At 20.9% G+C, this 13,291-nt stretch carries 10 protein-coding genes; 9 read left to right on the forward strand and 1 reads right to left on the reverse strand.

Annotated features, from left to right (window positions below):
* Nucleotides 1-203: 203 nt before the first annotated feature.
* From prfB to tusA, 8 genes are all read left to right on the forward strand, one after another.
* Nucleotides 204-1,301, forward strand: coding sequence for a peptide chain release factor 2 (gene prfB, locus BUCILAFE3058_RS01390; protein WP_154061605.1), 1,098 nt, complete (start codon nt 204-206; stop codon nt 1,299-1,301).
* A 9-nt stretch (nt 1,302-1,310) separates the two neighbouring features.
* Nucleotides 1,311-2,813, forward strand: coding sequence for a lysine--tRNA ligase (gene lysS / locus BUCILAFE3058_RS01395; RefSeq protein WP_154061606.1), 1,503 nt, complete (start codon nt 1,311-1,313; stop codon nt 2,811-2,813).
* A 178-nt stretch (nt 2,814-2,991) separates the two neighbouring features.
* Nucleotides 2,992-4,245 (forward strand): diaminopimelate decarboxylase, encoded by a 1,254-nt coding sequence (gene lysA, locus BUCILAFE3058_RS01400; RefSeq protein WP_154061607.1) that lies wholly within the window; start codon nt 2,992-2,994, stop codon nt 4,243-4,245.
* A 138-nt stretch (nt 4,246-4,383) separates the two neighbouring features.
* Nucleotides 4,384-5,739, forward strand: coding sequence for a tRNA (N6-isopentenyl adenosine(37)-C2)-methylthiotransferase MiaB (miaB, locus tag BUCILAFE3058_RS01405; protein WP_154061608.1), 1,356 nt, complete (start codon nt 4,384-4,386; stop codon nt 5,737-5,739).
* Between the two features lie 92 nt (nt 5,740-5,831).
* Nucleotides 5,832-6,260 (forward strand): rRNA maturation RNase YbeY, encoded by a 429-nt coding sequence (gene ybeY, locus BUCILAFE3058_RS01410; protein WP_154061609.1) that lies wholly within the window; start codon nt 5,832-5,834, stop codon nt 6,258-6,260.
* Nucleotides 6,261-6,534: 274 nt separating this feature from the next.
* Nucleotides 6,535-9,099 carry a leucine--tRNA ligase gene (gene leuS, locus BUCILAFE3058_RS01415; protein ID WP_154061610.1) on the forward strand — a complete coding sequence of 855 codons (2,565 nt, stop codon included), beginning with the start codon at nt 6,535-6,537 and terminating at the stop codon, nt 9,097-9,099.
* A complete protein-coding gene (locus tag BUCILAFE3058_RS01420; protein ID WP_154061611.1) occupies nt 9,096-10,112 on the forward strand; it encodes a hypothetical protein in 1,017 nt (338 codons plus the stop codon). The genes leuS and BUCILAFE3058_RS01420 overlap by 4 nt, the downstream gene beginning before the upstream one ends.
* A 73-nt stretch (nt 10,113-10,185) precedes the next feature.
* Nucleotides 10,186-10,413 (forward strand): sulfurtransferase TusA, encoded by a 228-nt coding sequence (gene tusA / locus BUCILAFE3058_RS01425; RefSeq protein WP_420021817.1) that lies wholly within the window; start codon nt 10,186-10,188, stop codon nt 10,411-10,413.
* A gap of 23 nt (nt 10,414-10,436) precedes the next feature.
* Here the strand turns inward: tusA and asd are convergent, their stop codons facing one another.
* Complete coding sequence (asd, locus tag BUCILAFE3058_RS01430; protein WP_154061613.1) at nt 10,437-11,549, reverse strand: aspartate-semialdehyde dehydrogenase; 1,113 nt, start codon at nt 11,547-11,549, stop codon at nt 10,437-10,439.
* A gap of 534 nt (nt 11,550-12,083) precedes the next feature.
* Here asd and BUCILAFE3058_RS01435 point away from each other — a divergent pair.
* Nucleotides 12,084-13,229, forward strand: a complete 1,146-nt coding sequence (locus BUCILAFE3058_RS01435) for a phosphoglycerate kinase (protein ID WP_154061614.1) — start codon at nt 12,084-12,086, stop codon at nt 13,227-13,229.
* Nucleotides 13,230-13,291: the final 62 nt, after the last annotated feature.

Below are 13,291 nucleotides of genomic sequence, written 5' to 3' on the forward strand. Positions count from 1 at the left end.
GTATAAAATATATTTATATTAAATAATTATTTATTATAATAAAAATATTGATGTTTGTAAAAAATATAATTATATTATAAAAATATACAATAGATTTTATATAAAATATTATTTAAATAATATTTAAAAATAAAAATAATATAATATTCAAAAATATCAATATTTATTAATAAAAATTATCAAAACAAATATAAAGAAAAAAAATGTTAGATTTACTAGTATTAACTAAAAAAATAAAAAAATTAAAAAATAAAATAATTTTATTAAAAAAAAATGTTAATTATTCCAATAATAATAAAAGAATTCAATCTATTGACATAAAAATAAAAAAATTAACATTTTTTAATAATTCTAAATTAATATCAAAATTATATAAAAAAAAAAATATTTTATCTAAAGAAAGAGATAAAATAAAAAAACTAACAAATAAATTATATGATATAGAATACTGGATAAAAATATTTAATAAAGAACAAGATCTAGAAATACTGCAAGAAATAAATATACAATACCAAAGATTAATAAAAAAATTACGTAAATTAGAAATTTATACTATGTTCAATAATAAATATGATAAAAATAATTGTTATTTAGACATACAATCTGGTTCAGGAGGAATAGAATCACAAGATTGGACAAAAATGTTATTAAAAATGTATTTAAAATACTCACAAAATAAAAAATTTAAAACAACAGTTGTGACAAAATCAGTAGGAGAAAATGGAGGAATAAAATCAATTACATTAAAAATTAAAGGTACTTTTGCATTTGGTTGGTTGCGAACCGAAACAGGAATACATAGATTAGTACGAAAGAGTCCTTTTAATGCAAGTAATAGACGACATACATCATTTAGTTCAGTATTCGTATATCCTGAATTAAATAATAATATTAATATAAACATTGAATTAAAAAATTTAAGAATCGATGTTTATCGAGCATCAGGAGCTGGAGGACAACATGTCAACCGCACAGAATCTGCTGTACGTATTACACACATACCCTCAGGAATAGTAACACAATGCCAAAATAATCGTTCTCAGCATAAAAATAAAAGCACAGCAATAAAACAATTAAAAGCAAAATTATATAAACTAGAAATAAATAAAAAAAATATAGAAAAAAAAACCATTAATAAAAATAAATTAGATATTCGTTGGGGAAATCAAATTCGTTCATATATATTAGATGATTCCAGAATAAGAGATACTAGAACAAAAATAGAAAGAAGTGACATACACAATGTTTTAAACGGTGATTTAAACCAATTTATTGAAACAAGCCTAAAAATAGGATTATAAAAATAAAAAATGTCAAAAATTATTTTAAATATAGAAAAAAAAAATGAAATTAATATCAGAAAAAATAAATTATTAAAATTACGTAAATTAGGTTTTAATTTTCCAAATACATTTCATTATACAGATACAATTAAAGAAATACTAAATATATATAAACACTATACAAAAGACAAACTCCACCAATTATGTTATATAGTTAAAATTTCAGGAAGAATAATAAAAAAAAGAATTTTAGGAAAAGCTACTTTTTTAGTAATAAAAAACAATAATTATGAAATTCAAATATATATAAAAAGTAATCTATTTAAAGAAAAATATTATTATACTTACATAATAGAATTAGATTTAGGAGATATAATTGGCGTTAAAGGAAATATATTTAAAACAAATACATTAGAGTTATCTATTTACTGTCAAAAAATATATTTATTAACTAAATCTTTACGATCATTACCGGATAAATACAAAGGTTTAAAAAATAAAGAAATTAAATATAGAAAAAGATATTTAGATCTTATCTCTAATAATGATTCTATAAAAATTTTTAAAAAAAGATCAATGATTGTTTCTAACATTCGTTCTTTTATGAAAAAAAAAGATTTTTTAGAAGTTGAAACACCTATGATGCATCCAATTCCCGGAGGCGCTAATGCAAAACCATTTACCACTTATCACAACTCCTTATCAGAAACAATGTATTTAAGAGTCGCTCCTGAGCTATATCTAAAAAGATTAATTATTGGAGGGTTTAATAAAATTTTTGAAATAAATCGTAATTTTAGAAATGAGGGTTTATCTACTCAGCATAATCCTGAATTTACCATGATGGAAATATATCAAGCATACAGCAATCATGAAGATATGATGTCTCTTTTAGAAGATTTATGTATTTTTTTAGTAAAAAAAAATTTCAATTCAAATACGATTAAATATGACAAATATCAATTAAATTTTAAAAAACCAATAAAAAAAATGACTATGATTGAATCAATATTAAAATTTAATAAAAATGTTCAATCATCTGACCTAAATACCATTGAAAATGCTAAAAAAATAGCAAAAAAACTTAATTTAGATACTAAATTATCTACTTCTCTAGGAGAGATAATTTATTTAATTTTTGAAAAAAAAACAGAAAAAAAAATTATTTCTCCTACATTTATCACTGATTATCCAATTGAAATTTCTCATTTAGCTAAAACAAATGAAAAAAACAAAAAAATAACAGAACGATTTGAATTTTTTATAGCTGGCTATGAAATAGCTAATGGTTTTTCTGAACTTAATGATCCTGAAGAACAAAAAAAACGATTTAAATTACAGTTAGCACAAAAAAAACACACAAATATTTCAAAAAATTTTTACTACGATAAAGATTATATTACAGCCCTAGAACATGGATTACCTCCAACGTCAGGTTTAGGTATAGGTATTGATAGATTAATTATGATTTTAACAAATCAAAAAAGTATTAAAGATGTTATACTCTTTCCTATGTTAAAAAAAATATAATAAAATTAATCAATAATATTATCAAATAAGATTAATAAAATAAAAAATTTAAATGAATAATAAATTTTATTTATGCAATAAAAAATCTTCATATAGTAATGTATTGTTATTTAAATAAAATTATTAACTATTAATATTTATTCTAAAAATTTATAAAATAATACTTATGGAAAATAAAATGTACGATATATCAAATATCAAAAAAAAAATGTTAACACGAGATAATGTTATTTATTTAATTAAAAAATACAAAACACCTATATGGGTTTATAATGCCGATATAATCATTAAACAAATAAAAAAATTAGAAAAATTTGATATTATTCGTTTTGCACAAAAATCTTGTTCTAATATTCACATACTAAAACTAATGAAACAATATAATATTAAAATTGACGCTGTTTCATTAGGAGAAATAAAAAGAGCTATTTTAGCAGGATTTCAACCAAATAATAATGATATAGTATTTACGTCAGATATTTTAGAAGAAAAAGTTCTTCAAGAAGTAATTCAAAAAAAAATTCCAGTAAATGCTGGATCAATAGATATGTTAAAACAAATAGGAAAAAAATCTCCTGGACATCCTGTTTGGATCAGAATTAATCCAAGATTTGGTAATGGACATCATATAAAAACTAATACTGGAGGTGATACCAGTAAACACGGTATATGGAATCCAATAAAAGCATTATCAATTATTAATCAATATAAATTAAATCTCATCGGATTACATATGCATATTGGATCTGGTGTTAATACAGAAAATTTATATCAAGTTTGTGAATCTATGAAAAAAAATGCCATTCAGTTAAATCAAAAAATAAAGTTTATATCTGCAGGAGGTGGTTTAAAAATTCCTTATTCAAGTAAAGATACAGAAACTGATCTTGAAGATTACTTTAATAAATGGAATAATACTAAAAAAATAATTTCTTCTACTTTAAAATGTCCTCTTAAATTAGAAATTGAACCAGGTCGATTTTTAGTAGGTCAATCCGGGATATTAATTTCTAAAGTATATGCTGTAAAAAATATGGGTAAAAATACTTTTGTGCTAATAAACTCAGGATTTAACGATTTAATAAGACCTACTTTATACGGTAGTTATCATAAAATAACAGTAATATATAACAGTATAAAAAATACAAAAAATACACCAATAATAAAAAGTATTATCGCTGGTCCATTATGTGAATCAGGAGATGTATTTACTATTAAAAAAACAGGAATTATATTTCCTAGAAATCTCCCTAAAGTGAAACCTGGCGATTATTTAATTATTCATGACACTGGTGCATATGGATCTTCTATGTCATCTAATTATAATAGCAGACCTTTTATTCCAGAAGTTTTATATAAAAATGGAAAATTTAAACTTATTAGGCGACGCCAAACTATACAAGAAATGTTATCTCTAGAAACATCCTTGTAAATAATTACTAAAAATAATTAACAATTAACTAATTAAATTATTTTATATATATTATCAAAAATAATGATATTATATCGTTAATAATAAAAATTAAAATATATTAAAATTAAAATAATTGATTGAATACAAATATTACTTATGAATAAAAATATAATTAAAAAAAAAATATATATAAAAACATGGGGCTGTCAAATGAATGATCATGATTCTTCCATTGTTGCTAATATATTAACTCAAACTAATGATTATGTAGTTACAAAATCACCAGAAATATCTGATATTTTAATTTTAAATACATGTTCAATTAGAGAAAAAGCTCAAGAAAAATTATTTCATCAACTAGGCCGTTGGAAAAAATTAAAACAAAAAAAACCTAGTATTTTAATAGCAGTTGGTGGATGTGTTGCTGTCCAAGAAGGAGAAAATATTTATAAAAGAGCTAAATTTATCAATATTATCTTTGGACCTCAAACTTTACATAAATTACCTAAATTAATTAAACAATCTTATAAAAATAACAATTTAATTATTGATATAAAAACAAAATCGTTAAAAAAATTTAATCACTCAATTAATAAAAAAATAAATCAAAAATTTACTTCATTCGTGACTATTATAGAAGGATGTAACAAATATTGTTCTTTTTGTATAGTACCGTATACTAGAGGTGCAGAAACAAGTAGAAACCAAAAAGATATACTATTAGAAATTAATAAACTCACTAAAATTGGTGTTCGAGAAATAATTTTATTAGGACAAAATGTAAACGCATACCGTACATACGATGTCATTAATAAAAAAAAATATAATTTTTCAGATTTATTATACTCTATATCAGAAATTCCTAAAATTGATAGAATTAGATACATTACAAGCCATCCCATGGAATTTAGTGACGATATTATAGAAGCTTATAAATATATTCCACAATTAACAAATTTTCTACATCTTCCAGTACAAAGTGGTTCAAATAAAATTTTAAAATTGATGAAAAGAGGTTATTCTATAGAAGATTATGAAAATATAATTAATAAATTAAAATCTATTCGACCTAAAATTAGTATAAGTTCTGATTTTATTGTCGGTTTTCCAGGAGAAAACGATCACGATTTTCAAAAAACACTACAATTTATTTCAAAGATTAATTTTGATACCAGTTATAGCTTTATTTATTCTAAAAGACCAGGTACAAGAGCTGCTAAATTAATAGATAATACCCCTATAGAAGAAAAAAAAAATAGATTAGCTATACTACAAAAAAAGATTATCCAACAGTCTTTTCAATGGAGAAGAAGAATGTTAGGAACAACCCAATCAGTATTAGTAGAAGGATATATAAAAAATAATACTCAAAATTTATATGGAAGAACAGAAAATAATAGAATTGTTTATTTTAAAGGAAAAAACGAATTAATCGGAAAACTTGTATCATTAAAAATAACAGATATTAATTATCACACGTACTTAAAAGGAAATATTGATAAAAATCAATAATAAAAATAAAAAATAAACTCTATTATTATCAATACAATTAAATTAATTAAAAAAAATATGAAAATATATATACAAGTTATGTGTAAAAAAAAATATTTTTTCCAGATAAAAAATATTTTTTATTATGGTTGAAAAAAATATTTAAAAAAAATAAAGTAGAAATTACAATTAGATTAGTAAGTATAAAAGAGATAACATACTTAAATAAAAAATATAGAAAAAAAAATGTACCTACTAATGTATTATCTTTCCCATCTACAGAAAATATAAATATAAAACATCAATTTTCTAATTATATAGGAGACATTATTTTATCTCCGAATTATATTAATAAAGAAGCTTTATTACTTAAAAAAAATAGATTAGAACACTGGGCACATATAATAATTCATTCTGCATTACATTTATTGCATTATACACATAAAAATAAAAAATCAAGAAATATAATGCAAAACATTGAGAAAAAAATCATGATCCAACTTGGATTTGATGATCCATATAAAACATCTAATATTAATTAAAATTAAATATTAAAATTAATAATATTTATTATTAAAATAATTAATATATTATAATTATTTTATAAATATAAAATATAAATATAAAATTTATTTATATATATTGAATGTATAAATTTAATAAAAATATATCAAAAAAATAATATATTAATTAATATATCTAAATAAAATCATTTATAAATAAATATCCAAAAAATTTATTATTTATTAAATTATTAAAAATCTATATAAAAATATTTTTTTAAAAAATTAACATTAAATTTATTGATAGGAAAATATGGAAGATATTAGCTATAACCCAAAAAAAATAGAATCTACAGTTCAAAACCATTGGGCAAAAAACAAAACATTTTCTGTAACTGAAGATAAAACAAAAAAAAAATTTTATTGTTTACCTATGATTCCATATCCTTCTGGTAAACTACATATGGGACACGTTCGCAATTATACTATCAGTGATGTAATTTCACGTTATCAAAGAATGTTAGGGAAAAATGTATTACAACCAATTGGTTGGGACGCTTTTGGTTTACCAGCCGAAGAAACTGCAATAAAAAAAGGTATTTCACCAAAAAAATGGACGTTAAAAAATATATCCATTATGAAACAACAATTACAATCACTTGGATTTAGTTATGATTGGAATAGAGAAATTACTACATGTCAACCAGAATATTATCGTTGGGAACAATCATTTTTTATAAAATTATTTAAAAAGAATCTTGTTTATAAAAAAAAAACTATAGTGAATTGGTGTAGTATTGATAATACTGTTCTTGCTAATGAACAAGCTCAAAATGGTAAATGCTGGAGATGCGGATCTAAAATTACATTTAAAAAAATATCACAATGGTTTATTAGAATTACTGCATATGCTGAAGAATTACTAAAAGACTTAAAATTATTAGATAAATGGCCTAAAGAAGTAATTAGTATGCAAAAAAACTGGATAGGAGAATCAGAGGGTATTCAAATAAAATGTAAAATACAGAACAAAGATTATTTTTTAAAAATATATACAACAAAACCTGAAACTATAATGGGTATAACATTTTTTGCTATATCTATACATCACCCATTAATTTCTACTATTTTAAAAAATAATATTCAAATTAATCAATTTTTTAAAAAAAATATAGATATTCTAAGTACTGATTTTAAAAATAATAATAATTTACTTGGAATTAATACAAATTTATTTATTTTACATCCTATTACTCAAAAAAAAATACCATTATGGATAACAAATTATGTACGACACGATTATGCTACTGGTGCTATTATGGCTGTACCAGGAAATAATCACGTAGATTACTCTTTTGCAAAATTATACAATATTCCAATTAAATTAATATTTTCTGAAGTTTACAATAAAAATACAGAAAAAAAAATAATTTTAATAAATTCTTCTAAATTTAATAATTTATCTATAAAGCAAGCACGTCAAAAAATTGTTAAAATACTTATTGAAAATAAAATAGCTAAATTACATAAATATTATAAAATAAAAGATTGGTGTATTTCTAGACAAAGATATTGGGGAACCCCTATTCCTATGGTTAAAGATAGTAAAAAAAACATACTACCAATCCCAGAAAAAGAATTACCGGTTAAATTACCTAAATATATACATAAAGATGAACATACACAATCATTAAAATCGTACAATGAATGGATAAAAACTAAATTAAATGGAGAACAAGTAATTAGAGAAAGTGATACATTTGATACTTTTATGGAGTCTTCTTGGTACTATGCACGATACACTAATACTACTTTTAATACAGATATTCTAGATCCCACCTCTACTAAATATTGGTTACCAGTAGATCAATATATTGGAGGAATTGAACATGCAGTAATGCATTTAATTTATTTTAGATTTTATCATAAATTATTACGTGATTTTGGATATGTTGACTCTTCAGAACCAGTTAAAAAACTAACTTGTCAAGGTATGGTAGTAATAGATTCATTTTATATATATAATAATGACGGAAGCAAGAAATGGTTATCACCATATAAGTTAAATATTGAGCGAAATAAAAATGGTAAAATTATAAAAATATCAAAAAAAAATTGCTTACACAAAATTATGTATGCCGGTAAAATAAAAATGTCAAAATCAAAAAATAACGGCATTAACCCTCATTCAATTATTAACCAATATGGTGCCGATACATTACGATTATTTTTAATGTTTGCTGCGCCAATACACAAATCATTAGAATGGAATTCTAATAGTATAATAGGAATGCATAGATTTTTAAAAAAAATATGGAATTTTATATATACCGATAAAATAAAAAATATTAGATATTCATCTAATAAAATTGATTATGATCAAAATATCATACAATATAAATTAAATAATACTATTATTAATGTTACTAGAAATATTGAAAAAAATAATTCATTTAATACAGCTATTGCACATATAATGAAGTTTTTTAACTATATAGAAAATATATATAATGATAAAAAAATAAAATATAAAAAATTAAAAAAATCTTTAGAAAGTATTATAAAAATGATGTATCCATTTACACCACATATCTGTTTCATATTATGGAAAAAAATAAATGGAAAAAAAAAATGCATTGATAATGAAAAATGGCCATCCATTGATAAAAATTTTACAGTACAAAACAATTCAATAATTGTTGTTCAAATTAATGGAAAAAAAAGAAATATAATTAATATCACAAATCATTTATCAAAAAAAGAAATTATTAATTTAATAATGAATAAAACAGAAATAAAAAAATATTTTTACAAAAAAATTATTAAAAAAATAATATATATACCTAATAAAGTTATTAACTTTGTGTTAAAGAAATGATAAAAAATAATACTATGATTATAGATACTATGAATTTAAAAAAATATATATATAAAAATAAAATATTAACATATATAATATTAAAATCTGAATATATTTTTATAAAAGAAAACAAAAGAATAATTTTTAATTATTTTAAAAAAAAAAAAGAACCAATTAAACAAATAAATATAACTATACATCACAATAATGACTGGAAAAATATTTTTCATCAATTAAAACAACAAAATTTATTTTCTACAATACAGTTATTAAATATAACTATATATGATTCTATATTATCACAATATTTACAAAATTATTTAAATAAATTAAAATATTATTCTAACGAAAAAAATATAAAAATTTTTTATTTTCCTAATCTTAACTGCATTAATCAATGTAGTTATTTTTTTTATTGTTATATAAAAAATATTGGAGTAATAATCAATAACTCATTATCATATACAAAAAATATACATTATTGGATTCAAAATACACTTAAAAAAAATAATATAAATATCAGTTCATCTGCAAAAAAATTTTTATTAACTAATAGCCCTATAAATATAGATTTATTTGCAAATTTAATAGAAAATATAGTTTTTTTATATCCAAATACTTTAATTACATTAAATATTTTATATAAATATTTTAAAACAATTAAAGTATTTAGCTATTACGACTGGATTCAATCAATTGTGCTTGCTGAAAAAAATAAAACTATTAATATTTTATTAAAATTAAAAATACAAAAATATGATTTCAATATTTTAATAAATTCTTATAAAACATTAATATACATAATTTTATTTTATAAAAAAAGAATAATAATACCAAACAACTATATAAATAGTATTAAATATAAAAAAAAAATCATGCAGTTATCATTATTTTCTTTAATAAGAAAAAATAACATAAAAATAATTATTTTAGCATTAAAGTTATTAAAAAAAATTGAATTATGCATACAAAATAATAAAATAGAAATTATTTGGATGCATTTAAAAACACTATCAATTATTTTAGATTAATATATATTTAGTTAAATATAAATCATTATAAATATTTTATTTTAAATAAAAACTATATATAAAGGTATATATTGTGAAAAATACATTAAATTTGTTAGGATTACGATGTCCAGAAGTAATTATGATATTACGAAAAACTGCAAGATCATTAAAAAAAGGACAAAAAATTTTTTTATTAACAGATGATAAATTTAGTAATAAAGATATTATTTTATTTTGTAGATTTATGAAGCATAAACTATTATATACTTCTCTCGATAAAATTCCATATACATATATAATTGAAATTAAAACCAAATAAAATAAAAATATTTATAATAAAATTTATTTATTTACTAATATATTCAAAATACGACGTAACGGTTCTGCAGCTCCCCATAACAATTGATCTCCAACAGAAAAAGCAGACAAATAATTTTTTCCAATATTTAATTTTTTAATACGACCAATAGGAATATTTAATGTACCAGTTACTTTCAATGGATTTAACTCACCCATTGTAGAGTCAAAATTATTATCTATAACTTTTACCCAAGAATTATGAGATGATATTAAGGACTTAATTTCTTGAATAGAAATATCATTACGTAATTTTATTGTAAATGACTGACTATGGCATCGCAAAGAAGGGACTCTAACACAGACTCCGTCAATAGGAATATACTTTTTAGAATTTAATATTTTATTAGTTTCTACAGCACCTTTCCATTCTTCCTTAGTTTGACCGTTATTCATAGATTTATCAATCCATGGAAATAAATTTCCTAATAATGGTCCTTTTAGTTTTGTACTTGAATAATCAATTTTATTTAATGATGCATTAAACATTTTTTCTATTTCTAAAATAGATTTTTGTGATGATAAATACATCGAAATATTTTTATATACATAACCAATTTGTTGTAATAACTCTAACATACTCTGAGAACCACTACCTGAAACAGATTGATAAGTGGATACAGAAATCCAATCAATAAGATTATGAGAAAATAAACCTCCTAAAGCCATTAACATCAAACTAACTGTACAATTTCCACCAACAAATGTTTTAATACCTGCTTCTATACCTAATTTAATATCATTAAAATTAATTGGATCTAATACAATAATTGATTTTTTATCCATTCTTAAACACGAAGAAGCATCAATCCAATAACCTTTCCATCCAATATTTTTTAATTTTGTATAAATATCTGTAGTATATTTTTCTCCTTGACATGAAATAATAATATCTAATGTAATTAAGTATTCGACATTATATGCATCCTCTAATCGTGAAGAAACTCTATTTAATACATATGGCGGTTTACCATAAATCTGCGATGTAGTAAAAAATACTGAATTAAAGTTTAAAAAATCATTATTTTCTTTTAAACGATCTAATAAAACTGATCCTACCATTCCTCTCCAACCAATAAAACCTACCAATTTTTTCATAATTATAATTCTCTATACTAGAGTAGATTTAATAAATATTGAAAGATTTATTTATATTAAAATACAAAATATATTTATATATTAAAATAATATAAATAAAAAATTTATATTAAATATATTATGAATACATCATATTATATAATTTTTATATTTATAAAATATAGGAATAATAATATCATTATATAAATTTTTACTTATATCATTAATTCTATTATATGTTTTAATATAATTAAAGTAAATAAATTAAAATTTTTATGATAAAAAATAAATAATTTATTTTATATAAGAATATAATAAAAAATTTTAAAAACAATTTATCAAAAAAATATAATTATATATATAATTATATTGAACAATATCTTATTATATATAAGATATTATATATATACATAATATATAGCACATACATCATATTATTTAATATAATAATCAATTAAAATATAAGGATACTATGTATAAATTAAAAATTATCTATTTATTATATAAGTTTATAATTAAAAATATTTTACATTCACTAATATAAGGATCAATAAAATGTTACATATGAAAGATCTCAATTTAGAAAATAAACGAGTATTTATTAGATTAGATTTAAATGTTCCTTTAAAAAATAATAAAATCATTTCTAGTGAAAGAATTGATCGCTCCCTTCCAACAATAAAATTAGCATTAAAAAAAAATGCTAAAATAATATTAGCCTCTCATTTAGGTAGACCAAAAGAAGGACAATACGATAAAAAATTTTCTTTATTTCCTGTTTTTAAATATTTAAAAAAAAAATTACCTGAAGTAAATATAACATTTTCTAAAAAATATTTAGAAGGAATTAATGTAAATACCCATCAAATAGTAGTACTAGAAAATGTTAGATTTAACTGTGGAGAAACTGATAATAATATAGATCTCTCCAAACAATATGCCAATTTATGTGATATTTTTGTAATGGATGCTTTTGCTACAGCTCATCGAATAGAATCATCAACATACGGTATTTGTAATTTTGTACAAAAATCATGTATAGGTCCATTATTATATTCAGAAGTAAAAACATTAAAAAACATATTAAATAAATCAAAACATCCTATAGTTACAATTATAGGTGGAGCTAAAGTATCAACAAAATTTAATTTATTAAGTTCATTGTTGAAAATTACAGATACAATGTTATTAGGCGGAGGCATTGCTAATACATTTATTTCTTTATTTTATCCTATTGGAAAATCCTTATACGAAAAAAACTTTCAAAATAAAGCAAAAACTCTATATAAAACAAAAAAAATACTTCTTCCAATAGACTCTCGTGTTAGTACATCGTACTCTATAGATTCTATCGCAACAATAAAATCAGTTTCAAATATACTACCACATGAAGAAATATTAGATATAGGTAATAAAACCGTTCAAAAATATAAAAAAATCATTCAACAAGCTAAAACAATATTATGGAATGGACCAATGGGTGTATTTGAGTTTCCGAATTTTAGTAAAGGAACAGAAGAAATAGCAAAATCAATCGCAAATAGTACTGCTTTTTCTGTTGCTGGAGGAGGCGATACAATTGCTGTAATTGATTTATTTAATATATATAAAAAAATTTCTTATATCTCTACTGGTGGAGGTGCATTTTTAGAGTTTATAGAAAATAAAACGTTACCCATCCTTGAAAAATTAAAAAAATAAAAAATTATGTAATTCGCTTGTATTTAATTAAAAGATTAAAAACAATAACATAAAAAGGAATA

The sequence above is a fragment of the Buchnera aphidicola (Cinara laricifoliae) genome (assembly GCF_900698945.1).
Taxonomy (GTDB): domain Bacteria; phylum Pseudomonadota; class Gammaproteobacteria; order Enterobacterales; family Enterobacteriaceae; genus Buchnera_F; species Buchnera_F aphidicola_AC.